Source organism: Actinomyces gerencseriae DSM 6844 (assembly GCF_000429265.1).
GTDB lineage: Bacteria > Actinomycetota > Actinomycetes > Actinomycetales > Actinomycetaceae > Actinomyces > Actinomyces gerencseriae.
Map to the genome: position 1 here is coordinate 170381 of NZ_AUBN01000003.1, position 23867 is coordinate 194247.

The following is a 23867-nucleotide window of genomic DNA, read 5'->3' on the forward strand; positions in this document are numbered from 1 at the left end:
ACGAGTGCGATTGCCGCTTGCGCCCGCGGCGAACGCGGTGCCGGCAGTGCACGACACGTGTCGTGGACCTCAGCGACGGCGTGACGCACGTGAGGCACAATCAATCCCATGGGTGACATGATCGTTCCTCTGCTCGTCGTCGTCATCGCCGCTCTGGCGGTTATCGGAATCTTCATCATCAGTCGCTACCCCGTCTCCACCTGGCGAGCCGGACTGCGCGACCTCACCAAGGCCGCCCGTGACAAGGAGGGGCCCGTCGAGGTCGTTCCGCAGGACGTGCACCTGGACGATCTCATGACTCGTGACGACTCCTCGGCCTACACCCGCACCGACGCCTTCCCCGGTCTGGTCGGCGCCGTGGAGAAGGCCATGACCACCGCCGAGGGGACCACCGCGGTGGTGCGTCGGGCGCGCGCCGAGCTGACGTCCGATCATGCGTCCGGGTCGCGGGCCGCGCGAGATGGGCAGATTCCGGTTTCCTGAGCAACCAGCCGCGTCGCGCCGGTGCGAGGCTCTCGCACCGGCGCGACGCGGCGTTCGCGGCCGCCGCGGGCTGAGTCGCCCCCCGATGCGAGCGGCCCCGTCGACGGACTGCGCCGGCGGGCGCGAGGCGGGGCCCGCTGCCCGCCGCCGATTGGATCGGGCATGATGGGGCCATGGATTCCTGGATGATCGTTCTCGCCATCATCATCGTCATCGCCGTGATCGGCGGCATCTGGTTCGTCGCGAGTCGCCGTGGCGGCGGGCGGGTGCCCGACGAGATCAGCGCCCACAAGCCCGCCGAGGCCGACGACGTCCTGCCCGCACCGCCGCAGGAGCAGGGGGAGGCCGATTCCGGCGCCGGGGCCCCGCAGACGGCGACGCTCGAGCGCCCCGAGTCGATCCCCGGGCGCATGCAGCGCCTGCGGGCGCGCCTGGCGGGATCCGGCGGCTTCGGGCGCGCCGTCCTGTCGGTCCTGTCGCGCGGGGACCTGACCGAGGCCGACTGGGAGGAGATCGAGGACACGCTCCTGACCTCGGATCTCGGCATCGAGGTGACCACCGCTGTCATGGAGGAGCTGCGCACCCAGGCCAAGGTCCTGGACACCTCCGATCCCGAGGCGATACGCGAGGTCCTGCGCGCCGAGCTGCTGACGCTGGTCGACCCGACCATGGACCGCTCCCTCGTCCTGAAGCGGCCCGACCCCGCCGAGGGCCGGGACGGGGACGAGGGCGCCCCGGCCGCCGCGGTCCTCATGGTGGGCGTCAACGGGACCGGTAAGACGACGACCTGCGGCAAGCTCGCGCGCGTCCTGGTCGCCCAGGACCGCACGGTCCTCATGGGCGCCGCCGACACCTTCCGCGCCGCGGCCGCCGATCAGCTGACCACCTGGGGGCGGCGCGTGGGCGTCGAGGTCGTGCGCAGCGAGAAGGAGGGCGCCGACCCGGCGTCGGTGGCCTACGACGCCGTCCGTCGGGCGGCCCGCACCGGGGTCGACGTCGTCCTGGTCGATACCGCCGGACGCCTCCAGAACAAGGCCGGTCTCATGGACGAGCTCGGCAAGGTCAAGCGCGTCATGGAGAAGATCGCCCCCGTCGGCGAGATCCTGCTGGTGCTGGACGCCACGACCGGCCAGAACGGCATGCGTCAGGCCCAGGTCTTCTCCGAGGCCGTGGGCGTCACCGGGATCGTGCTGACCAAGATGGACGGCACCGCCAAGGGCGGCATCGTCGTCACCGTCCAGAAGGAGCTGGGTGTGCCCGTCAAGCTCGTGGGCCTGGGGGAGGGCGCCGACGACCTGGCCCCCTTCGACCCGGAGGGCTTCGTCGACGCGCTGCTGGGCTGAGCCGTCGCTCACGGGCCTGCCCGTCTCTGCGCAACGCCTCCGGCCACTCGCCTCGTTTCAGAGCCTGGGTAGCCGGAGGCGTCTCGACCAAGTCGGGTGAGGGCCCTTACTGAATGATCCACCCCTTCTGGGCGGCGATGTGCACCGCTGCGGCGCGGGTGGGGGCGCCGGTCTTGGCCATGGCCTGGGAGAGGTGATTGCGGGTCGTTCCCTCCGAGAGGTGAACGCGCCGGGCGACCTCGGAGACGGTGGCGCCGTCGGCGGCGGCCTGAAGCACCTCGGTCTCCCTGGCGGTCAAAGGGGAGTCCCCGAAGATGAGCGAGTCGGCGGCCAGCGCCGGGTCGACGACTCGCAGCCCTGCATGGACTCGGCGCACCGACTCGGCCAGCTCGGTGACCGGAGCGTCCTTGACGACGAAGCCGTGGGCCCCGGACTGGATAGCGCGTCGCAGGAATCCGGGGCGCCCAAAGGTGGTGACGATGAGGACCCTTGTGGTCGGCAGCCGCTCCAGGAGTCTCGCGGTCGCGCTCAGTCCGTCAGTGCCGGGCATGTCGACGTCCATGAGAACGACGTCTGGCCGGTGCTCGAGTGCAACGGGGAGGACGTCGTCCCCGTTTCCGACCTGGGCGACGACCTCGATGTCGGTTTCCAAGGTGAGCAGCGCGGCCAGCGCCCCGCGCACCATGGCCTGGTCATCGGCCAGCATCACTCGGATCATCGATCATCTCCGTCGCTCGTGGTCCATCTAGGACTGGTGCATCAGCAGCAGCGCACTGCGGGTACGCAACCGGTTCAGCGCGTCGTATCCTGCGTCAGCCGAGAGGATAAACGACGGGCGCTCACCCTCAGAGCAGTGCCCTTGCCGCTGGAAGGCGTCCCAGCGGTGAGGTCAGCGCCGTTGTCCTGGCAGCGTTGACGCAGCCCCTCCAACCCGTGACCGTCACTGGCGCTAGACGAGTCGAGTCCGATACCGTCGTCGGTCACCTCAATGGAATCAGTGGTCAGCTCCACCTTGCAGTGCGAGGCGTGGGCATGGCGCACGACGTTGGTGACGCCCTCGCGCACCACCCAGGCGAAGAGCTCGCGCAGCTCGGGGTCGACGACCTCGACGGTCAGCGGTAAATCGGCGCGGATACCGGCTGAGCTCAGGACATTCGTGGCACGAGCCAGCTCGCCGGCCAGGCTCAGCTCGCGGTAGCTGTTGACGGTGGCGCGCACGTCGGCCAGGGCGGAGCGCGCCAGGGACTGAACCTCGGTCAGCTCCGCCTTGACCTGATCGGGGGCGGTATCGACGAGTCTGGTGGCGAGCTCGGTCTTCAGGGCGATGACGGTCAACGAGTGCCCCAGGATGTCATGCATGTCCCGGGCCATGCGGTTGCGCTCCTCATTGATCTCCAGCTCGTGAGTGCGCTGCTCCAGAATGCGGGCCACCCGTCGCTGCTCCATGATGTAGCGCCCGAAGACGCAGGCGCCTCCCGCACCGAGGAGAGCGATCCATGCGTCTTCACTCGCGGACCAGGAGGGACTCATCCTGGGAACGAGGAACAGTGTGCCAGCGAGGATCGCGATGGGGCCGATGGCCGCCTGCCAGGGCAGGGAGAAGGCCAGGACGACGGCCAGGAAGACCACCAGCTGCAGGCTCTGAGGCCCCACGCCGAGGGCGGCCCCGATCGCTGTGAGCGCGCCGACGACGATGAGCAACAGACTCAGGCGGCCTGGCCAGGTCAGGCCCTGGCGCACCCGTCTCACGCTGAGCGAGCAGGCGGCGTACAGGCATGCGCAGGAGACGACGACGCTGACAGCGCCCCACGCCCCACCGCTGGATCCTTGGGCCAGCCCCACCCTGACGACCGGAACCATGGAGGCGGCCCACACGATCCCCCAGCCGAGCGCCACAACGCGGGTGCGGCGAGCCCGCGCCTCGTCGGGTGACAGGGCGCGGGCGGTCATGGACGAGATCGTACTCATTCTTGGAGCTCTAGACCCGAGCAGTATCGCGGCCCATCCTCCAGGCGGCACCGCCCAGGAAGACCGCGAGCCAGGTCAGGACGTTGACCACCCACCCCCAGGAGAAGTTCTCGCCGCCCATGGGCCACAGCGCCAGGTTGTGCAGCCCGTACATGGGGGTGAGGCTGCCGATGCGATCCATGGTGGAGCCCGGCGTCAATGGGATGAACATGCCGCCGAGGAAGGCGAGCAGGGCCATGAGCGGGCCGACCACCTGCATGGCGTTGTCCGAGGGGAGGAGGTAGCCGACAAACAGGCCGAAGGCGACGAAGACCAGGGAGCCGAACCAGATGATGAGTGCCGAGGAGATCCAGACCTTCGCCGGCATCTGCGCGTGACGCAAGGGGCCGCAGGCGTAGACGGCACCGATGGCCAGGGCGCTGATGAGCATCCCGACGATCGTCTTGGTGGCGATGTAGGCGATGGGCTTCAGCGGCGTCAGGCGCAGCTGTCGGCTCCAGCCCGAGGCCCGCTCGGTGCTCACGGCCGCTCCGGCCCCGGTGGTGGTCATGAGTGCGCCGTACAGGGCCATGCCGATCATCATGTTCGCCACGACGTTGCCGTTGCCGTAGGGCGTGGAGGAGTAGTCGGTGGTGGTGAACATGAGGAAGAAGGCCACCGGTAGAAGAACCGAGAAGATGACGGACCGACGGTTGCGCAGGCGTCGGCGGATCTCGAGGAGCAGGAGAGTCAGGCTCAACCCACCCAGAGGCGGCGTGGTGCGGGAGGAGAGATCGAAACGACGGATAGGCGAGGTCTTGGCCGAGGGCAGGGTTGACGATGAAGAAGACATGGAAGTGGCGGATCCGGTTGAGGTAGTGGATGGGAGAGTGACGGTGCTGCTGGTGCGGACGGCACGGCTCATGCTGATGCTTCCGGAGCAGGAACGGTGGTGTCATCGCTGGTCAGGGCCACGAAGGCCTCCTCCAGGCCACGGCTGGTGATCTCCAGGTCCTTGGCGAGGTGCTCGCCGAGGAGAAGTGCGGCGACGGCGTCGGTGTCGGTCGAGCTCAGGGTGAGCGCGCTGCCCAGGATCTCGACATCGGAGACCGTGCCTTGGGCCCGCAGATCGGCCAGGGCGTCATGCAGCTGCTCGGGAGCGCAGGTCAGGGTGGCCCGTACGCTCCGCCCGCTCACGGAGGCGCGGATTTCGGCGGCGGTGCCGTCGGCGATGATGCGCCCATGACGCATCAGGATGATCCGGTCGGCGAAGGCATCGGCCTCCTCGAGGTAGTGCGTGGCGAAGACGATGGTGCGCCCGCGCTCGGCGTCGGCGTGGATGGACTCCCAGAAGCTGCGGCGCCCCTCGACGTCCATGCCTGTGGTCGGTTCATCGAGGATGAGCAGTGCAGGATCACTCACGAGCGCCATGGCGAAGCGCAGGCGCTGCTGCTGGCCCCCGGAGCACTTCTTGACGATGCGCGAGGCGAAGTCGGTGACGCCGGCGCGACGCATGGCCTCCTCGGCGTCGGTCCGATGGGAGAAGAGACTCGCCGTCAGCTCCACCGTCTCACGCACGGTGATATCGGGCAGGAGGCCTGCGGTCTGCATGACTGCGGCGACCAGACCCCGGTCGACCGCCTGGCGCGGAGTCGTCCCGAAGACTCTCGCATCGCCGCTGGTGGGGCGGCTCAGTCCCAGGATCATGTCGATCGTCGTCGTCTTGCCCGCGCCGTTGGGTCCCAGGAGGGCGACGACCTCCCCGGGGCGGATGGTCAGGTCGATACCGTCGACGGCGGTGACATCACCGAATGACTTGTGCAGATCGGTCAGTCGGACGGCGTCTGCACGGTCCGTCTGGAGAGCCTCCTGGGCAGAGGGCTCCAGGTCGGGCCGAGGCGTTGCTGTGCTCATGGCTCAAGACTCGCGCAGCAGCGGCGGTGGCCCATGGCCCATCGGTCATCACTTGCTCATGACATATCTCAGGGGTGAGCAGATGGTGGAATAAGCGCATTGTGGCGGGCAAAGCCGGATTGTTGAACGCGAGAGGAGATACCGGGCGAAGCCGGCGAGTAGCGGGCGGTCGGTGAGTGTGGGCTCAGTCCCGGTCCGGGCACGGGGGAGAGGACGGGCCCCGCTTGCCGCTATCCTGGGTCGCAGTCAGCGGAGTCGCCATGGCTGACGGCCATGGGTGTTCCTCTTTCATCCGCCCTCAAGTCTCCCGACCAACGCGCCCGACGGCGCCAGGAAGGACCATCGCGTGTTCGGCAATCTCTCCGATCGCATCACCGCCTCCTTCAACCAGCTGCGCGGCAAGGGCCGCCTGACCGAGGCGGATATCGATGGCACCGTCTCCGAGATCCGCCGCGCCCTTCTGGAGGCCGACGTCGCCCTGCCGGTGGTCCGCGCCTTCACCGCGGCCGTGCGCGAGAAGGCCAGGGCCGCCGTGCGCTCCCAGGCGCTCAATCCCGCCCAGCAGGTCGTGCAGATCGTCAACGACGAGCTCATCGAGGTCCTGGGCGGACAGTCCCGCGAGATCAACTGGGCCGACCGCGGTCCCACGATCATCATGCTCGCCGGTCTTCAGGGCGCGGGCAAGACCACCCTGGCGGGGAAGCTCGGACGCTGGCTGCGCGACCAGGGCAAGCGCGTCCTCCTGATCGCCTCCGACCTGCAGCGCCCCAACGCCGTCACCCAGCTGAGCGTCGTCGCCGAGCGCGCCGGGGTGCACGTGTGGGCGCCCGAGCCCGGCAACGGTGTGGGCGACCCCGTGGCCGTGGCCCGCACCGGCGTCGAGCAGGCGCGCACTCACGGCTACGACGTCGTCGTCGTGGACACGGCCGGTCGCCTGGGCGTGGACGCCGAGATGATGGACCAGGCCATCCGCATCCGCGACGCGGTCGCCCCCCACGAGATCCTCTTCGTCCTGGACGCCATGGTCGGCCAGGACGCCGTCAACACCTCGGTCGCCTTCCGCGACGGCGTCGGCTTCACCGGCGTCGTGCTCTCCAAGCTCGACGGCGACGCCCGCGGCGGCGCCGCCCTGTCGGTGCGCGGGGTCACCGGCGCCCCGGTCCTGTTCTCCTCCACCGGTGAGGGCCTGACCGACTTCGAGCGCTTCCACGCCGACCGCATGGCCAGCCGCATCCTCGACATGGGCGACATGCTCACCCTCATCGAGCAGGCGCAGAGGACCTTCGACGAGAAGGAGGCCGAGGACGCCGCCGCCAAGCTCGCCTCCGGCGACTTCACCCTCGAGGACTTCCTGTCCCAGCTGCGGCAGATCCGCAAGATGGGCTCGATGAAGAAGCTGCTGGGCATGATGCCCGGCATGGGGCAGATGCGCGAGACCCTGGAGGCCTTCGACGAACGGGAGGTCGACCGCATCGAGGCCATCGTGTGCTCCATGACGCCCGCCGAGCGCAAGGACCTGTCCATCCTCAACGGCTCGCGTCGCTCGCGCATCGCCAAGGGGTCTGGCACCACCGTTCAGGCCGTCAACGAGCTCGTCGAGCGCTTCGGCCAGGCCAAGAAGATGATGGAGGCCATGGCCGCCGGCGGCGGCCCCGACAGCGCCGGCGCCGGTATGCCCGGGATGGGGTCGCTGCCGTCCATGGGCAAGCACTCCAAGGCCAGGCAGGCCCCCAGGAGCAAGCGGCGCAAGGGCGGCAGGAAGGGGCGCTCCGGCAACCCCGCCAAGGCCGCCCGTCAGGCGAAGGAGGCCGCCGCTCGGGCCAAGGCGAACGACGGCGCGTCCGGGGCGCCCGCCGCCGGCTCCGCCTTCGGCCTGGGCGCGGGAGCGAACGCGCCCGCTGCGGGCGGGTACGGCATCATGCCCGGCCAGGAGGAGGCGTCCGCGGCACGATCCGCCGGCGCCGGCAGCGGCGATGACGTCGCCGACGCCATGAACTCCCTGCCCGAGGACCTGAAGCGCCGACTCGGGCTGTGACCCCGTTCTAGGGCGCGTCGACCAGGCGCTTCGAGACGTCCACCTCCGCGCCCAGGCCGGAGTACGCGTCCGCGAGGGCATCGACGGCGGCCGTCAGCTGCTCGTCGGTCGCCGGGGCGAGCGCGTCGAGGATGAAGAGCGCCGTCCGCGTCTCGTCGGACAGGCCGGTGCGTCGGCCCTGCCGCCAGTTCCAGCGACGGCAGGTCACCCCGGCGCCGTCGCACCACACGACCTCCCCGGGCTCGGGATGCTCGATCACCGCCTCGCCGCCGGCGGTGGTGTCGAAGGGCTCGTCCCCGACCGCGCGGATCAGGCGGGCGGGGCCCTGGTAGCGGTGGAGGTCCTCCCCGCCCAGGGGGATCTGGTGGAGGACCGAGATCGCGTTGTACACGTCGGTGAGCGCATTGACCCGCGGCAGCCCGCGCTCCGCGCGGCGGGTGAGGGCCTCGAGGCTGTTGCGGGTGCGCTGCGGCTTCGCGCCGAAGGCCCGGTACGCCTCCCGCCAGGCCGCGATGTGCGGAAGCTCGGCCACAGGCGACTTCGCGAGCAGGGCGCGGGCGCGGGCCTCGGCGGCCGCGATGAGCGCATCGGCTCCCGAGACCGGGTCGCCGTCGCCGCCGTCGGTCTGGAGGCCCGCCACGGGCTCAAGGCCGTCGACCACGAGCAGCATGGCTCGATAGTCCGGGCGCAACTCGAACACCGCGGGCTCCACGGTGCAGGCGGCCAGGAACTCGGCGGGAGTCGCGTGGTCGGACATGGCGGGTCCTCACTCTCCTCTTGGACGCGCGGGCGGCGGCGACACCATGATGGCAGAGCGGCGGGCGGTTCGGGAGCGTCGTCCTCGAGCCGCCCGGGGCGGGCGCCGAAGAGCATCGGAGCTGGATGAACACTGAGAGTCTTCATGTCACCTCCGTCCCGCCACCACGTGTCACAGCCAGCCGTTGGTCTCGGCCGTGCGCGCGGCCTCGGTGCGGTTGCGGGCGTGCGTCTTGCTGATCGCGCTGGACAGGTAGTTGCGCACCGTCCCGGCGCCCAGGTGGAGGGAGTCGGCGATGTCGTGGGCGTCCGCGCCGCGCGCGGCCAGTCGCAGCACGTCCTTCTCGCGGTCCGTGAGCGGGTTCGGCCCCACGATCACCGACTCCTGGGCCAGCGTCGGGTCGATGACGCGCAGCCCCGCCGCGACCTTCCGGATCGCCTCCGCAAGCTCCTCGGGCGGGGTGTCCTTGACCAGGAAACCCGATGCGCCGGCCTCCAGCGCGCGGGACAGGTAGCCGGGGCGCCCGAACGTCGTGACGATGAGGCTGCGGCAGCCCGTGCCCGATGCGGTCAGCGCCTCCGCGGTGGCCAGGCCGTCCATGTCCGGCATGTCGATGTCCAGCAGGGCGACGTCGACGGCGTGCTCCCGGACCAGCGCCGTCACCGCTCGCCCGGTGCCCGCCTGGGCGACGACATCGATATCGTGCTCCAGGCCGAGCAGTGTGGCCAGCGCCCCCCGGACGAGGGCCTGGTCGTCGGCGATGAGGACGCGGATCGGGGTGCTCATAGGGTGACCTCCAGGACGGTGCCCGGGTGCGCGGCCGTGCCGCCCGGTGCGGGACTGGTCAGGACGAGGGCGCCGCCGACGGCCTCGACGCGCTCGCGCAGGCCGGTCAGCCCGTTGCCGGGACGGTGCCCGGCGACGCCCGCGCCGTCGTCCTGCACGCGCACCCGCCCCGGGGCGAGGCCGATCCGCACGTGAGTGGCGCCGGCGTGCCGCAGGACGTTCGTCGTCCCCTCCCGCAGGGCCCATGCGAGCAGCTCGCGCTGGGGCAGGGGGACATCGGAGGCCTGACCGGAGAACACGGCGGCGATGTCGGCGGCCGCGAAGGCCGTGCGGGACGCCTCCAGCTGACCGGCGAGATCCGGTACGCGCAGGCGGGTGACGGTTGCGCGCACGTCCGCCAGGGCGGAGCGGGACAGCTCGACGATCTCGGCGAGCTCGTGCTCGGCGGCCTCGGGGTCGCGGCGCACGAGCCGGTGGGCGACCTCCGCCTTGAGCGTGAGGACGGTCAGGGAGTGCCCGAGGAGGTCGTGGACGTCGCGGCCGATCTCCTCGCGCTCGGCGGCGGCGGCGAGCTCGCGCCCCTCCGCCTCGCGTCGCGCGCTGGCGCCGGCCCCGAAGCGGGAGATCATGACGATGACGGAGGACAGGGAGAAGCCCATGGCCGCCCACGTGATCCCCGCCTCCGGGGCGAGGAGGAGAATGCCGAGGTCGGTCAGGAGGATGAGGCAGCCGGAGATGATCAGGCCGGTGCGCAGCGTCGTCGTGAACAGGATGATCGCGCAGAAGTAGGGCAGGTAGGAGAACGTGTACCACCCGTTCAGTCCCGGGGCGGAGGCGGCTGCGACGCCCGCCAGCAGTGCGAGTCTGCCGGCCGCCGGCCTCAGCTGGTCGAGGACGCCCGCCCCCTCCGGCAGATCGAGCCAGAGCGGCATGGTGGACACGGCCCAGGTGTAGGCGCAGGTGAAGCCGAGGAGCCCGATGACGCCCACGACTTTGTAGGACAGCGGCATGTCGGCCCTGATCACGAAGGTGAGGGGGATGAGGAGGAAGACGGTCCAGAAGGTGGAGCTCCAGTCGATCCGCCGGTACCAGGGCCCGGGGCGGCCGTCGGCGGCCGCCACCGGACCGGTGGCGGCCGCGCTTCCGCCGGGCAGGAGGGCCATCTCGGATGTCCCGGTCGTCTGCCCGGTCAGCGGCGCACCGTCGTGCGACGCTGCGCGGTCAGGCACGCCACGACGAAGATGAGGGTCCACACGCCGATGTTAACGACCGGCACCCACAGGGCCTCGTGGATGATGGCGCTCTCGCCGGTGCTGGTCGCGGTGGCGATGACGTCCCCCTGGAGCGCGCGGACGGCCAGGTTGCCGGTCCCGTACATGGGAGTGACGTGGGCGAAGGCGAACAGGCCCCCGCTCAGCGGCATGAACAGGTTGCCGAGGAAGGCGTAGATGCTGATCGAGGCGCCCGCGATGCCGACCGCCGCCTGCGCCGGGAACCACAGACCCACGGCCAGCCCGTAGCAGGCGAAGGGGACGGCGGCCAGCAGGGTGAGGGCGTAGCTGGCGGCCCACACCCAGGGGGCGTCCATCTGCGCGCCCGTGAAGGATCCCGCGATGAAGATGACGGTGACCGGGAAGACCGAGACGATGAGGGCGGTCAGCAGCTTGGTGGTGATGTAGACGCGCAGGCCGCCCGCCGTGAGCGCCATCTGGCGGCCCCATCCGCCCACCTGCTCGACGGCGGCGCCGGCGGCCGTGCAGGTGGCGGCGATGGCCACGGAGAAGACCGACATGTTGATCATGATCGTGGCGGCGACATTGCCCCGACCGACGTCATAGGCGGAGAAGTCCTGCATGGCGCCCCAGAACAGGTACATGCCCAGCGGCATCACGAGGGTGAAGAAGAGCATGTCGGGACGGCGCAGGGTGGTCAGGGCGTCGATGCGCGTGTAGACCCACGGGCGCGGGCGGCGAGTCGCGGTGGCGGGGCCGTCGCCGCGCGCGGTGGAGGCGGTGGTGGTCATGAGTGGTTCCTTGATTCTGGTGACGGGCGGACGGGGATCTGCGGGGCCGGCGCCCTGGCCTGGCGGGCGGCTCCGACCGGGAGGAGCGGCGGGCTCACGCCGCGCGCGCGGACGCGTCGTCGTGCTCCCCGCCGACGAGCTCGGCGAAGATCTCCTCGAGGCTGAGCGCGGTGATGCCGAGGTGGGTGGCCGGGGTGGCGGTGAGCAGGAGCCGGGCGACGTCGTCCGGGGCGGTGGTGCGCACCTCCAGGTGCGCGCCGTGGACCTCCACTCCCAGCAGGGAGTCGGATACGGGCTCCAGGGCGGCGCGCAGCTCGCCCTGGCCGGTCAGGCCCGGCCAGGAGGCGGTCACCGTGGTGCCCTCGCCCATGGCGCGCACCTCGTCCACCGAGCCGGCGGCGACCAGGCGGCCGCGGTCGATGATGACGATGCGGTCCGCGACGTCGGCGGCCTCCTGCAGGTAGTGGGTGGCGAAGAGGATCGCCCGGCCCCGCGCCGTCTGCCGGCGCATGGTGTCCCAGAAGGCGGCGCGGGCGGTGGGGTCCAGGCCGGTGGTCGGCTCGTCCAGGACCAGCAGCTCCGGCTGCGCCAGGAGCGCCAGTGCCAGACGGATGCGCTGGATCTCGCCGCCCGAGCACCGGGAGATCCTCCGGCGGAGCATCCCGCGCAGGTCCGTCTGGTCGATGATCGCCTCGACGTCGGGCGCGCGCAGCTGGAGGGAGGCGACGATGTCGAGGGTCTGACCGACCGTGAAGGAGGGGATGAGTCCCCCGGTCTGGAGGACCGCGCCGACGCGCCCGGCCCGCACCGCCTCGCGCGGCGCGACTCCCAGGACGGTGGCCGTGCCGGCGTCGGCCCGGGTGAAGCCGAGGACGACGTCCAGGGTGGTGGACTTGCCGGCGCCGTTGGGCCCGAGGAAGGCGACGACCTCGCCGGGGGCCACGGTGAGGTCGAGGGAGTCGACGGCGACGACGGGGCCGAAGGTCTTGCGCAGGCCGACCACGTGGACGGCGGGGACGATCGAGGGACCGGCATCGGCGTCGGAATCGACCGGGGGGAGGACGGGGCGCGCCATGAGGGGGGAAGCGGCTGTGCTGTTCATGGCATGAGGGTCACCCCGGTCCGCCCGGCACGGTACTGAGCGCTGTCACCGGCTCGGCATGACAGGTGTCATGCGCGCGCTCGGCCCCGTGCCGGCGCGCCGGGCCTCCCCGATATGCGGACGCCCGAGGCCGTCGGGGAACGGCTCCTGTAGCGTCGAGCGCGCCCCGCTCCCGACGGACGGAGATCCCCGTGCTCGCTGCACTGCCCGCCGCAGCAGGAACCGACCTGACTCAGGACCTGTCCGCCTTCGAGGAGTTCGTCTCGGGGAGGATCCTCGTCTGGGTCCTGCTCGGCGCCGGCCTGTACCTGACGATCCGCACGCGCGGCGTCCAGGTGCGCCTGTTCCCACGGGCCGTTCACCTCGTGGCGCGCTCGCGCCACCAGCGCGGCAGCCTGTCGAGCTTCCAGGCCTTCGTCATCGGGCTGGGCGGCCGTGTGGGCACCGGCAACATCGCGGGGGTCGCGCTGGCGATCACCCTCGGCGGCCCGGGAGCCCTGTTCTGGATGTGGGTGGTGGCCCTGCTGGGCATGGCGACCTCCTTCGCGGAATCGACGCTCGCCCAGGTCTTCAAGGTCCGCGGCCCCGACGGCATCTTCCGCGGCGGCCCCGCCTACTACATGCGGCGCGGACTGGGCCGGCGGGGCGGCGCCCCGGGCGGGGCGACCCGGCCCGGCCGGGCCATGGGCGCGGCCTTCGCCGTCATGCTCGTCTTCTCCTACGGCCTCATCTTCCCCATGGTCCAGTCCAACACCATCGCCGTGACCCTCCAGGAGGGCCACGGCGTGGGGACCGCGGTGACGGCGATCGTGCTCATGGCCGTGACCGCCCCGATCCTGCTGGCCGGCATGCGCATGGTCGCCCGCGTCACCGAGTGGCTCGTGCCTCTCATGGCGCTGGCCTACCTCGGGGTCGTCCTCGTCGTCCTCGTCGTCTCGGCCCCGCGGGTGCCCGGGGTCCTCGCCGATATCGTCGCCGGCGCCCTCCACCTCCGGGCGGGCCTGGCGGGCACGGCCGGAGGCTTCTTCGCCACCTTCCTCAACGGCACCAAGCGCGGACTGTTCTCCAACGAGGCCGGCCAGGGCTCCTCGCCCAACGGGGCCGCCACCGCCGACGTCGCCCACCCCGTCACCCAGGGGCTCATCCAGGCGCTCGGCGTGTTCATCGACACGATCGTCATCTGCACGGCCACGGGGCTGACCGTGCTGCTCGCCTCGCCGCGGGTCTACACCCCCGGCGTCGAGCCCGAGTGGGCCGAGACGACGCTGGTCCAGCACGCGCTGGCCGACTCCCTGCCCGGCGGCTGGGTCGTGCCCTTCATGACCTTCGTGGTCCTCACCTTCGCCTACTCCAGCGTGCTGGGGTACTCCGCCTTCGCCGAGATCAACATCTCCTACCTCGGCGGGGGGCGCGCGGCGGGCGTGCTCCTGCGCCTGACCATGACGGCGGCCACCGGGCTGGGCGCCGTCGTCGCCCTGGAGCCGGCGTGGGTCATGGCCGACATCGCCCTGGCGCTCATGACCGTCCTCAACCTCGTCGCCGTCCTGGGGCTGAGCCGCTGGGTCCTCGCCGTCCTGCGCGACTACGACTCCCAGCGCGCCGACGGCGTGGCCGAGCCCGCCTTCGTGGCGCGCGGCAACCCGCTGCTGCCCGGTGACCCCGGCGGCGACGTCTGGACGGCCGAGCGCGCGACCGCCCGCGTGGCCGCCCTCGACGAGGAGTGAAGGAGGAGCGAGTCGCGCGCATGTCAGGCCGCCGGCGACACCGCTTTGTCAGCCGGTGGGCGCATAGGTGACCAGGGCGCCGTCCTCGAGCGCGATGAGGAGGTCCTCCCGCATAACCGTGACATGGGCCCTCTCGCCGTACAGCGACTCCCCCAGGGGGACCACTCGCCCCTGGGCGAGGTCGATGACGCGCACGGGACCGGGCCCCGGGGAGGAGAGCCTCAGGACCAGATATCGTTCGCCCGCTGTGACGGCCTTCTCGTTCCCAAGCCGCAACGAGGTCGTGACCCTCCCGTCCGCGCCGGTCACCCGGCGTCCGCTCCCGAGCGCGCACGTGCCGTGCCGCGGGTGGCAGTCGAACGCGATCGAGGTCCAGGACGAGTCCCCCTCCCCGGCGATGGCGGGCCTCCGGAACTGGGGGAGGGCGTCGCCGGGGAGGGGGACGGGTCCCCATCGCAGTGCGAGGACGCCGTCCTGCAGATCCCAGCCGGTGCAGGCGGGATCGGGTCCGCCCGTGCAGGCGATGACGAGGTCGTTTGTGACCAGCGCGGGCGAGGACGATCCGCCCCAGGGGGTGCCCTCGACCTCGCCCGTGGCCGGATCGATGAGGCTGTTGGAGGAGATCAGGGCTGTGGAGGTCAGGGCCTTGGGCTCCAACAGGGGCGTGGTCGACCAAGCTTCTCGGGGCTGGCCGTCGACGAGCCTGTATCCGCGCAGCCGATTCGACGCCCCGTGGTCCCCTGGAGTCGAGTCGTAGACCACGAGACGGTCGCCGTTGACGTGGACGCGGACGTAGGCGTCGGCGCTCAGCCCGAGGTCGACGCGCCGCGCCTGGGACCACGGGTCGTCCGTGGCGGAGGGCTCAGGGGAGGGCGGCGTGGTACGAGAGAACGGCGGGGCGGCGGGCTCCTCCGATGATCGCGTCTCTACGGGTTCGTCCTCCGGACCGCGGCTCTGGAAGCGCTCGACGACGGTGAACGCGACGAGCACGACGACGAGGGGGGACCATCAGGGCGGCCAGGAGCGCGGAGCCCCGGCCGAGATCGTCGAGCCGCCTCGTCATCGCGCTCGGGCGTCGTGGAGGCCTCCGGGGTGGGCGCGTGGACGGACTCGGCTCGCCTTCTCGCCCGCCTGCGCGCGCCCTCGCGGGTCCGGGCCGCCTGAGCGGGGATGATCCCGAGGGACCCCGCGCGGAGCCGGGCGGGTGGATGGAGGTCGGTGCGCCGGGGGGGCGGATGCCGGAGAAGAGGCGTCTCACAGGGGTAGCGTGCTCCGGTCGCCGCTCGCGCGGCCAGCCCCGACCGCGGTCGGGCGCCTCGCCTTCCTGCCGCCGGCGGCGCCGGCGACGAACGCCAGGACGACCAGCAGGCGGGCGCACAGGCGTCGAGCCCTGTGCGAGCGGTTCCGGAGGCGGAGCCTCGCGTCCGGATCCTCGGCGAGATCATCATGGCGCTGCCTTCGCTCGTCTGCCGATGTCTGCCGCCGATGTCTGCTGAGGAGGTCCTCCCGAACGACTCTCACACGGGCGCGGTCGTCGTGCAACGACTCCGACCGGGCAGCGCGCCCCACCCGCCCGGCGCCGGCGACGCGCACCTGGCCGGTCGCGCCGTTGTGGGGCATCTCGCACGTGTCCCGGGGCGATGCCTCCGTCGTGCGCTGGCGACGATATCGATCGCTCTGGCAGAATGACCGGCTGTACTCGACTGCGTACGGTCCCTCTCCCGGGCGTGGTTGCGTCTCGGCCCGCGCCGGACATCGTTGCTCGACCCCACCGGGTCCGTCGTGCGCCACACCATCCAGAGTCAGGAGCTCATCTACTGTGGCAGTTAAGATTCGCCTCAAGCGCATCGGCAAGAAGTTCGCGCCCGCGTATCGGGTGGTTGTGCTGGATGCGCGCAAGAAGCGCGATGGTCGTGTGATCGAGGAGATCGGCCTGTACGACCCGATGCAGGAGCCGTCGCTGATACGGATCGATTCCGAGCGGGTGCGGTACTGGCTGGGCGTGGGTGCTCAGCCGTCGAACACGGTGTTCAACTTGTTGAAGATCACGGGCGACTACCAGGCGTTCAAGGGGCTGCCGATCCCGGAGGGCAAGCTGCGGGTCAAGGACGAGGCCGCTGAGGCGGCCGCCAGGCAGGAGGCCATCCGGTCCGCCGCCGACGATGCGGAGAAGCGCAAGGCCACCGCCGCCGCGGCTGCTCAGGAGGCCGGGGCGGCCGAGCAGGCTGCCGAGGGGGCCTGAGCTATGCTGGCTCAGGCGCTGGAGCATCTTGTACGGGGCATCGTGGACAATCCCGATGACGTGACGGTCACCTCCAGGTCCCTGCGTCGCGGTGGCCTGCTGGAGGTGCGGGTCGATCCCGAGGACCTGGGCCGCGTGATCGGCCGGTCGGGACGAACCGCCCGGGCGTTGCGCACCGTCATCGGCGCCCTGGCCGATACTCCGGTGCGCGTCGACGTCATCGACACCGATCGTCATCCATAGACACCGATCGCATCGGCCGTTTCATCGGCGCGGGCGCCCGGCCCTCATCAGGAGGGACCGGGCGCCCGCGCCTGTCCCGGATGAGCCCGGGGCCGCCGGAGGCCGTGATGGAGAGGCCGGCCGTGCCGATCGGGCCGACCGGGGCGGTGACGAGGCCCCGGCGGGGCGGTCGGGCCGGCCCGGCCGTGCTCGGCCGTGCCGTGGCGGGGCGCGGTAGGTTTACCCCGTGCTGCTCACCGTCGCCGTCATCGGCCCCGCCCATGCCCTCAAGGGAGAGGTCCGTCTTGAGATCCGCACCGACGATCCCGAGGGCAGGCTCTCTCCGGGCACCAGTCTGCCGGTTCAGGCGCCCCGGGGCCGCACGGCGCCCTCGCACGACCAGCCCTCATACGACCGCCTGACCGTCGCGCGTCTGCGCTTCGACGGCACCCGCTGGTTCGCCGCCTTCGAGGAGGCGCGGGACCGCACCGCCGCCGAGGCCCTGCGCGGCGTGCGCCTGCTGGTCGACACCGACACCGTCGGCGGAAGCGCCGCCGAGGGCTCCGGCGATGCCGACGACGAGGCCTGGTACGCCCACGAGCTCATCGGTCTGCGGGCCGTCCGCGCCCTGCCCGGCGCCGAGCCCCAGCACCTCGGCGAGGTCGTCGACCTCGAACCCGGTGTCGCCCAGGACCGCATCGTCGTGCGCACTCCCGACGGCGAGGAGGTCGCCGTGCCCTTCGTCGAGCAGCTCGTCCCCGGGATCGATCCCGAGGCCGGTGTCGTGACCCTGGATCCTCCCGGCGGGCTCTTCCCCGGCGTCGGCCGGACCGAGGAGGCCCGCTGATGGTCCGGGCCCCCGCGGGATCCGGCGCGGGACCCGACGTTCCCGGCTCCCTGCGCCTCGACGTCGTCACGATCTTCCCCGATTACCCGAAGGCGCTGAACCTCTCCCTCATCGGCAGAGCGGCGCGGACCGGGCTCATCGACCTGCACGTCCACGACCTGCGCGAGTGGACCCACGACCGCCATCGCACTGTCGACGACACCCCGCTCGGCGGCGGCGCCGGCATGGTGATGAGGCCCGACGTGTGGGGCGAGGCCCTCGACTCCCTCCTCGCTCCCCCCGCCGGCGCCGCGGGGGCCCTCCCCGCGCCGGTCGGCCGCCCCGCCCCCCGCGACACCGGGGCCTCTTCGGGGCCCGACCGCCAGGTCCTCGTCATCCCCACACCCGCGGGCGACCTGTTCACCCAGCGCACCGCTGAGGACCTCGCCCGGGCCGACCGGATCGTCTTCGCCTGCGGGCGCTACGAGGGCATCGACGCCCGCGTCGCCGAGCACTACCGGAGCCTCGGCGTCGAGGTGCGCGAGCTGTCCATCGGCGACTACGTGCTGAGCGGCGGCGAGGTCGCGGCCCTGGTCATGATCGAGGCCGTCGCCCGCCTGCGCCCCGGAGTTCTGGGCAACCCCGCCTCCGTCGTCGAGGAGTCCCACGGCGGGGCAGGCCTTCTGGAGCACCCCGTTCACACCCGTCCCGTCGCCTGGCGCGGTCTCGACCTGGCCGACTCCGACCCGCACCTCCTGTCGGGCGACCACGCCCGCATCGCCCGCGCACGTCGCGACCAGGCCCTCGCCCGCACGGCGGCCCGCCGTCCCGACATGATCGGCCGTCTGCGCCCCGAGACCCTCGACGCCGCCGACCGCGCCGTCCTGGCGCGCCACGGCTGGGCGGTCCCGGAGGGCGCGCGGGGCCCGGTCGGGCTGGTCGTGCGACCCGCCCTGGCCGAGGACGTCGAGGCTCTGTCCGCCCTGGCGGCGCGCACCTTCCCCGACGCCTGCCCGCCCTTCCTCGCACCGGAGCGGATCGCCGCCCACATCGCGACCAACCTCGCCCCCGAGCGCTTCGCCGTCTGGCGGGCCGACCCGCGCGCGGTCCTGACGGTGGCCGAGCTGCCCGGCGGACTCGCACCGGACGGCCTCGCGGCGGGCGCCGATCCCGCCGACGCCGTGGCCCCGGGGGAGATCATCGGTTACAGCGTCGTGCTCGTGGAGCGGGCCGACCCCGAGGGCGGGCTCATCACGGGGCTGGACCAGCGGCCCGACGCCGTCGGCGTCCCCCCGCGCTCCGACGGCACCGCGGGACTGGCCGCCGAGCTGTCCAAGGCCTACGTCGATACGCGCCTGCGCTCCTCCGGAGTCGCCGCGGTGCTCCTGGACGAGGCCGTCCGCGCCGCCGCCGCGGAGGGCGCCACCGTCCTGTGGCTCGGCACCCACGAGCGCAACCGCCGGGCGCAGAGGGCCTACAGGCGGCGCGGCTTCCGCATCGTCGGATCGCGAGTCTACGACGTCGGCGGGCGGACCTGCCGGGACGTGGTCATGAGCCTTGACCCGCGGGAGGCCCGCCATGAGCACTGAGAGCACTGAGAGCACTGACGGCACTGAGAACACTGGCAGTACGGGCGGAATGGGCGGTGCGGGCCGCACCGACCGCATCGGGACGGTGAGGGTGACGGAGATGAGGCAGATGAGGAATGCGCCCGGGCGCGCCGCCGAGGCCGCCCTTCCAGAGCGGCCGCACGGGCGGTCGCGCGGTCTCGGCGGGAGGCGGGAGCCCCACCCGTTCGTGCGCAGGCTGGTCACCCTGGTCGCCGTGCTGGTGGTCATCGCCGTCGTGCGCAGCCTGGTCGTGCAGAGCTACACCATTCCCTCGGGGTCCATGGAGAACACGCTCCACGCCGGCGATCGCATCATGGTCACGGTGTACGACGCCGGCTCCGTCGAGCGCGGTGACGTCGTCGTGTTCACCGATCCCGACAACTGGCTCACCGAGCCCGGGCCCACAGGCGTCGCCCGCGTCATCCAGGATGTGCTGGTGGCTGTGCGCCTGCTGCCGGAGAACGCGGGGCACCACCTCGTCAAGCGGGTCGTCGGACTGCCCGGCGACCACATCGTGGCGGATGGCACCGGTCCGATGAGCGTCAACGGGATCGTTCTCGACGAGCCCTACCTCAAGCCCGGTCGCACCAGTTCGGACATCGCCTTCGACGTCACCGTCCCCGACGGCTACGTGTGGGTCATGGGCGACAACAGGTCGAACTCGGCCGATTCCCGGGTGCACCGGGGCGATGCCCACGGCGGCTTCGTGCCGGCCGGCAACATCGTCGGCACCGCCAGGTTCGTGTACTGGCCCATCGGACGCTGGTCCGGGCTGGGGGGCGGTCGGGACGTCTTCTCCCGCGTGCCCGAGGCGGCCTCCGCCCCGGTGACGACGCCCGCTCCGGCCGTCGGCGAGCACTGAGGGTCATCCGCCCGTAGACGCCCGTAAGGCGCGTGACGTCAGGCACTCGGACCCCGACGGCCTCGCAGCCTCGTGCCGCACTGTGGCAGACTGAGCGCGCCTCCGGGCCTCGGGCGTCCTCTGCCACTGGGGAGGGCGCTCATGCGCAGGATCCGCGGGCGATCGAGAACGATGCAGCCGCCCCATGGGGTTCGTCCCGAGGCGGGCCGCGGCGTCGCCTACCAAACGCCCATGACCAGTGGCACGAGCGTGGAGAGAGTAATGACCAACCTGATTGACCAGATCGACGCGGCCTCGCTGCGCGACGATGTGCCCGACTTCCGAGCCGGTGACACCCTCAAGGTGCACGTCAAGGTCGTCGAGGGCAGCCGTACCCGTACCCAGGTGTTCCAGGGCGTCGTGATCGCCCGCCAGGGCGGCGGCGTCTCCGAGACCTTCACGGTTCGCAAGATCTCCTTCGGCGTCGGCGTCGAGCGCACCTTCCCGGTTCACACGCCCACCGTTGAGAGGATCGAGGTCGTCACTCGCGGCGACGTGCGTCGGGCCAAGCTGTACTACCTGCGCAACCTGCGGGGCAAGGCGGCCAAGATCAAGGAGCGCCGCGAGAGCTGAGGGGCGCGCTCGTCGCGTTCCGCCGTCCGGATCCGGGCGGCGCCCCTTCTCACCACCGGGGCATCCAGGCCTCGTTATGCATACGCACCACCTCGGAACAGGAGCACGGTGACCTCACCGCAGGACGACCGCGAGGAGTTCGGTCCCGACGTCGACGACGGCGGGACCGCGACCTCTCCCGACAAGGAGCAGGCCGACGACGAGTCCGCGGCCGCTCCTCCCGAGGAGAGCCCGACGCAGGCTGCGCCCGCGGAGGCGGGCGATGAGGCCGTGGCGTCCGACGGGGCGGATGAGCTCGCACCCGAGGAGGCGGAGTCCGTCCCCGCTCCCGCGGGCCGGGAGCCCTGCGAGGCGGATGAGGCCGGCTCGATCGAGCAGCCGGTCGAGCACGAGGCCGACGCTCCCGAGTCCGATCCGGTCGAGGCGAGCGGGGAGCCGGAGTCGGCGCCCCCGGTCGTCGCGTCCGCCGACTCCGCCGGGTCGGGACGGCAGGCCGTTGAGCCGGTCGACTCCGAGCAGGTCGGGTCCGGGTCCGGCACTGAGACTGAGGACCCGGCTGAGGCCGGGCGGCAGGCCGGTGGGGCGGACATGGCCGAGCCGGCCGAGCCGGCCGAGCCGGCCGAGCCGGCCGAGCCGGCCGATCCGGTCGAGGTCGAGCCCGAGGCGGAGGAGCTCGCCGAGGTCGATCCGGTCGAGGATGCTGGGCCCGGGATCGCCGAGTCCGATGCCGAGCCGGTCGAGGTCGAGCCCGAGACGGAGGACTCCGCCGAATCCGGGTTGGCCGAGTCCGCTGAACCCGGGCGGATCGCGTCCGAGGCGGATGAGGCGGGGGCCGATGACGCGAGGAGCGAGCCGGATGCCGTCGAGGCCGGGCCTGCTGAATCCGGGGCCGAGTCGGTGCCGGACGACCTCGAGGAGGGGCGGATCGAGCCGGTCGAGGCCGTGACGGATGTCGAAGCCGACGAAGCATCCGAGGCGCCCGAGGGACGCGAGGCGATCGACTCCCGGGCCGATGACGGCCGAGCCGCGGGCGACGGCTCGGAGTCCGTCGTCGAGCCGCACGAGGAGCGGGCGCCCGTCGTGGACGAGGGCGGCGGTGCTGCGCCGCACGAGCCGGATGAAGAGCCCGATGCCGCGGACTCCGCGCCGGAGGCCCGGCCCCCCGCGCCGGAGATCGATGAGCCCTCGCCCGGGGCCGGCGGCACCGGGGTCGTCGAGCCCGATGCCGGGACCACGGCACGGAGCCTCGCGGCAGAAGCGGCCGACGCGTCGACTCCGCTGCCGGAGGCGGTGTCCGGAACGGAGGAGCCCTCGTCGCACGCCGGTGAGCCGGCTGCCGGTGCCGAGGAGTCCGAGCCGGAGGAGCCCATCGACCTCCCCCCCTCCTACCCGCCCACCCGGCGCCCTCGTCCCCTGCCGATCCCTGGCAGGGAGAAGGATGAGGACTCCTCGGAGACCCGACCGCGCCGGGGATGGCTGTCCACCGTCGCCGTCGTCCTGGTCGTCCTCGCCCTGTCCGCCTTCATCAAGACTCACATCGTCCAGACCTTCGAGATCCCGTCCGGTTCGATGGAGAACACCCTGCAGTCCGATGACCAGGTCGCCGTGCGGATGTACCACGCCCACGACGTCCACCGCGGAGACGTCGTGGTCTTCGCGGACCCGGGCGGCTGGCTCGATGCCGAGGATCCGTCCGGTTTCAAGGGGCTCGTTCGCGATGGTCTCATCCTCACCGGACTGCTGCCGAGGAACTCGGGGCATCACCTCATCAAACGAGTCATCGGCGTCGCCGGGGACCGCGTCACGGCCGATGGGCACGGCGTCCTGACCGTCAACGGCGTCCCCCTGAATGAGACCTATGTCAAGGAGGGTACCGTCCCGTCCTCGGTGCCCTTCGACGTCATCGTCCCCGAGGGCTGCGTATGGGTCATGGGCGACAACCGCTCCAACTCCCTGGACTCCCGATTCCACCAGGACGACCCGCACGGCGGCGCCGTGCCGTTGAAGGACGTCGTCGGCGTGGCCACCAACGTCGTGTGGCCGGTGAGCCGCTGGAGCTCGCTCGACAACGGTGAGGCGGTCTTCGCCGACGTGTCCGGCTCCGGCCCGTGATCCCTTCTGCTCCCGCGGCTGCGGCGAGGCGGTCGCGGCCGCTCCGCCCCGACCGGGAGGTCGAGACCGGGATGCTGACGCGCCACCGGCTGGTCGGCGGCATGGACGAGGTCGGGCGCGGCTCCCTGGCGGGACCGGTGACCGTCGGTCTGGCCGTCGTCGGCCGCGAGACGTCGGACGCCTTCCCCGGGACCCTGGCCGATTCGAAGCAGCTCACGCCCCGACGCCGCGAGGCCCTCGTGGGACCGTGCCGCGCGTGGGTCCTCGACTGGGCCGTGGCCCATGCCTCCCCCGCGGAGATCGACGACCTCGGCATCGTCGGCGCCCTGCGCCTGGCCGGCCGGCGTGCCCTCGCCCGAGTGGCCGCGCGCGACCGTCTGCCCGGCGCGATCATCCTCGACGGGCGGGCGGACTGGCTGACCGGCACCGATCCCGACCTGCTCGACGCCCTGGCCGGCGAGCCCGCCGGCACCGACCCGCCCCCGGGCGACGGCGCACCGGCTCTGCCCGCCCGTCTCATCCCGGGCGTGCGCATGGAGGTCGGGGGAGACGCCCGCTGCGCCGTCGTCGCCGCGGCGTCCGTCCTGGCGAAGGTCGAGCGCGACGCCCTGATGACGGCCCTGCCCGATCCGGGCTACGACTGGGCCTCCAACAAGGGGTACTCCTCCGGGGCGCACATCGAGGCACTGGCTCGTCTGGGCGCGAGCGACCAGCATCGCCGCTCGTGGCGCCTCCCCGGGCTGACGCCCGCGGACGGAACGACCCGTTGAGCCCGCATCCGCGGATCCGGTCCGGACCGGGGCCGGTCCACGGCCGGATCGGGACCGCTCCGGACCGCTTCGCGGCTGGTCCGTGGCCGACGGAGTGCGACGCGCCACCGGCGCCTGCTCGGGCCGCGCAGCAGGGACGTGCATGATGGGACGGTGAGCGCCGATGACCTCGAGTCCTACGAGAACGACCTGGAGCTGGACCTGTACCGCGAGTACAGGGACGTCGTCTCGTTGTTCTCCTACGTCGTGGAGACCGAGCGCCGCTTCTACCTGGCCAACGCCATCGACGTGCAGGTGCGCACCAATGGCGGCGAGGTCTTCTTCGAGCTCAGCCTCGAGGACGCCTGGGTATGGGATATCTACCGCTCGAGCCGCTTCGTGAAGTCCGTTCATGTCGTCACCTTCAAGGACGTCAACGTCGAGGAGCTCACCAAGCCGGAGATGGACATCCCCTCCTGATCCCGCCGGCCCACCACCCGGCATTGATGTGATGCAGA

General features: G+C 71.9%; 23 protein-coding genes. 13 read left to right on the forward strand and 10 right to left on the reverse strand.

All coding sequences use genetic code 11. The annotated features are described in order from the left end of the window. The first annotated feature begins 108 nt into the window (after positions 1 to 108). Both G448_RS0100770 and ftsY read left to right on the forward strand, forming a co-directional pair. On the forward strand, positions 109 to 483 hold the full coding sequence (locus tag G448_RS0100770) for a hypothetical protein (RefSeq protein WP_026406405.1): 375 nt from the start codon (positions 109 to 111) through the stop codon (positions 481 to 483). A 173-nt stretch (positions 484 to 656) separates the two neighbouring features. Then, complete coding sequence (ftsY, locus tag G448_RS0100775) at positions 657 to 1826, forward strand: signal recognition particle-docking protein FtsY (protein ID WP_026406406.1); 1170 nt, start codon at positions 657 to 659, stop codon at positions 1824 to 1826. A gap of 106 nt (positions 1827 to 1932) precedes the next feature. Here the strand turns inward: ftsY and G448_RS0100780 are convergent, their stop codons facing one another. The 4 genes from G448_RS0100780 to G448_RS0100795 all read right to left on the reverse strand — a co-directional run bounded on the left by G448_RS0100780 (position 1933) and on the right by G448_RS0100795 (position 5687). Beyond that, positions 1933 to 2544, reverse strand: a complete 612-nt coding sequence (locus G448_RS0100780; protein WP_026406407.1) for a response regulator transcription factor — start codon at positions 2542 to 2544, stop codon at positions 1933 to 1935. A 74-nt stretch (positions 2545 to 2618) separates the two neighbouring features. Continuing rightward, positions 2619 to 3776, reverse strand: coding sequence for a sensor histidine kinase (locus G448_RS0100785; protein ID WP_245572120.1), 1158 nt, complete (start codon positions 3774 to 3776; stop codon positions 2619 to 2621). A gap of 28 nt (positions 3777 to 3804) precedes the next feature. Beyond that, positions 3805 to 4533 carry an ABC transporter permease gene (locus G448_RS0100790; RefSeq protein WP_026406409.1) on the reverse strand — a complete coding sequence of 243 codons (729 nt, stop codon included), beginning with the start codon at positions 4531 to 4533 and terminating at the stop codon, positions 3805 to 3807. Positions 4534 to 4694: 161 nt separating this feature from the next. Further along, positions 4695 to 5687 (reverse strand): ABC transporter ATP-binding protein, encoded by a 993-nt coding sequence (locus tag G448_RS0100795; protein WP_026406410.1) that lies wholly within the window; start codon positions 5685 to 5687, stop codon positions 4695 to 4697. 346 nt (positions 5688 to 6033) lie between these two features. On the opposite strand from G448_RS0100795, the gene ffh reads away from it, so the two are divergent. After that, positions 6034 to 7722: a signal recognition particle protein gene (gene ffh, locus G448_RS0100800; RefSeq protein ID WP_026406411.1), complete on the forward strand. Its 1689-nt coding sequence runs from the start codon at positions 6034 to 6036 to the stop codon at positions 7720 to 7722. Between the two features lie 7 nt (positions 7723 to 7729). Here ffh and G448_RS0100805 read toward each other — a convergent pair whose 3' ends face one another. From G448_RS0100805 to G448_RS0100825, 5 genes are all read right to left on the reverse strand, one after another. Continuing rightward, the gene (locus G448_RS0100805) at positions 7730 to 8479 is read right to left on the reverse strand and encodes a B3/B4 domain-containing protein (protein ID WP_026406412.1); all 750 of its coding nucleotides are present in this window, start codon (positions 8477 to 8479) and stop codon (positions 7730 to 7732) included. 171 nt (positions 8480 to 8650) lie between these two features. Then, a complete protein-coding gene (locus tag G448_RS0100810; protein WP_026406413.1) occupies positions 8651 to 9265 on the reverse strand; it encodes a response regulator transcription factor in 615 nt (204 codons plus the stop codon). Continuing rightward, entirely contained in the window at positions 9262 to 10494 is a 1233-nt protein-coding gene (locus tag G448_RS14600) for a sensor histidine kinase (protein WP_245572121.1), read from the reverse strand. The genes G448_RS0100810 and G448_RS14600 overlap by 4 nt, the downstream gene beginning before the upstream one ends. Beyond that, entirely contained in the window at positions 10455 to 11288 is an 834-nt protein-coding gene (locus G448_RS0100820; protein WP_026406415.1) for a hypothetical protein, read from the reverse strand. The genes G448_RS14600 and G448_RS0100820 overlap by 40 nt, the downstream gene beginning before the upstream one ends. A gap of 94 nt (positions 11289 to 11382) precedes the next feature. Continuing rightward, positions 11383 to 12390, reverse strand: coding sequence for an ABC transporter ATP-binding protein (locus G448_RS0100825; RefSeq protein WP_034493935.1), 1008 nt, complete (start codon positions 12388 to 12390; stop codon positions 11383 to 11385). A gap of 191 nt (positions 12391 to 12581) precedes the next feature. Here G448_RS0100825 and G448_RS0100830 point away from each other — a divergent pair, with 191 nt between their 5' ends. Further along, positions 12582 to 14114, forward strand: coding sequence for an alanine/glycine:cation symporter family protein (locus G448_RS0100830; RefSeq protein WP_026406417.1), 1533 nt, complete (start codon positions 12582 to 12584; stop codon positions 14112 to 14114). A 48-nt stretch (positions 14115 to 14162) separates the two neighbouring features. On the opposite strand, the gene G448_RS0100835 is transcribed toward G448_RS0100830, so the two are convergent. Beyond that, a complete protein-coding gene (locus G448_RS0100835; RefSeq protein WP_026406418.1) occupies positions 14163 to 15104 on the reverse strand; it encodes a hypothetical protein in 942 nt (313 codons plus the stop codon). Between the two features lie 829 nt (positions 15105 to 15933). On the opposite strand from G448_RS0100835, the gene rpsP reads away from it, so the two are divergent. The 9 genes from rpsP (at position 15934) to G448_RS0100885 (ending at position 23829) form a co-directional block, all read left to right on the forward strand. Further along, positions 15934 to 16356, forward strand: a complete 423-nt coding sequence (gene rpsP / locus G448_RS0100845; RefSeq protein WP_026406420.1) for a 30S ribosomal protein S16 — start codon at positions 15934 to 15936, stop codon at positions 16354 to 16356. Between the two features lie 3 nt (positions 16357 to 16359). Then, the gene (locus G448_RS0100850) at positions 16360 to 16599 is read left to right on the forward strand and encodes an RNA-binding protein (protein ID WP_026406421.1); all 240 of its coding nucleotides are present in this window, start codon (positions 16360 to 16362) and stop codon (positions 16597 to 16599) included. Between the two features lie 226 nt (positions 16600 to 16825). Continuing rightward, complete coding sequence (gene rimM, locus G448_RS0100855) at positions 16826 to 17425, forward strand: ribosome maturation factor RimM (protein WP_026406422.1); 600 nt, start codon at positions 16826 to 16828, stop codon at positions 17423 to 17425. Beyond that, on the forward strand, positions 17425 to 18993 hold the full coding sequence (gene trmD, locus G448_RS0100860; RefSeq protein WP_034493938.1) for a tRNA (guanosine(37)-N1)-methyltransferase TrmD: 1569 nt from the start codon (positions 17425 to 17427) through the stop codon (positions 18991 to 18993). Before rimM ends, trmD begins: the two co-directional genes overlap by 1 nt. Next, positions 18983 to 19876 carry a signal peptidase I gene (gene lepB, locus G448_RS0100865; RefSeq protein WP_026406424.1) on the forward strand — a complete coding sequence of 298 codons (894 nt, stop codon included), beginning with the start codon at positions 18983 to 18985 and terminating at the stop codon, positions 19874 to 19876. The genes trmD and lepB (G448_RS0100865) overlap by 11 nt, the downstream gene beginning before the upstream one ends. 261 nt (positions 19877 to 20137) lie before the next feature. Then, positions 20138 to 20488, forward strand: coding sequence for a 50S ribosomal protein L19 (rplS, locus tag G448_RS0100870; protein WP_026406425.1), 351 nt, complete (start codon positions 20138 to 20140; stop codon positions 20486 to 20488). A gap of 108 nt (positions 20489 to 20596) precedes the next feature. After that, a complete protein-coding gene (gene lepB / locus G448_RS17245; RefSeq protein WP_026406426.1) occupies positions 20597 to 22600 on the forward strand; it encodes a signal peptidase I in 2004 nt (667 codons plus the stop codon). A gap of 71 nt (positions 22601 to 22671) precedes the next feature. Continuing rightward, a complete protein-coding gene (locus G448_RS0100880) occupies positions 22672 to 23370 on the forward strand; it encodes a ribonuclease HII (RefSeq protein ID WP_051268478.1) in 699 nt (232 codons plus the stop codon). Between the two features lie 153 nt (positions 23371 to 23523). Continuing rightward, positions 23524 to 23829 (forward strand): DUF2469 domain-containing protein, encoded by a 306-nt coding sequence (locus G448_RS0100885; protein WP_026406428.1) that lies wholly within the window; start codon positions 23524 to 23526, stop codon positions 23827 to 23829. The last annotated feature ends 38 nt before the right edge of the window (positions 23830 to 23867 follow it).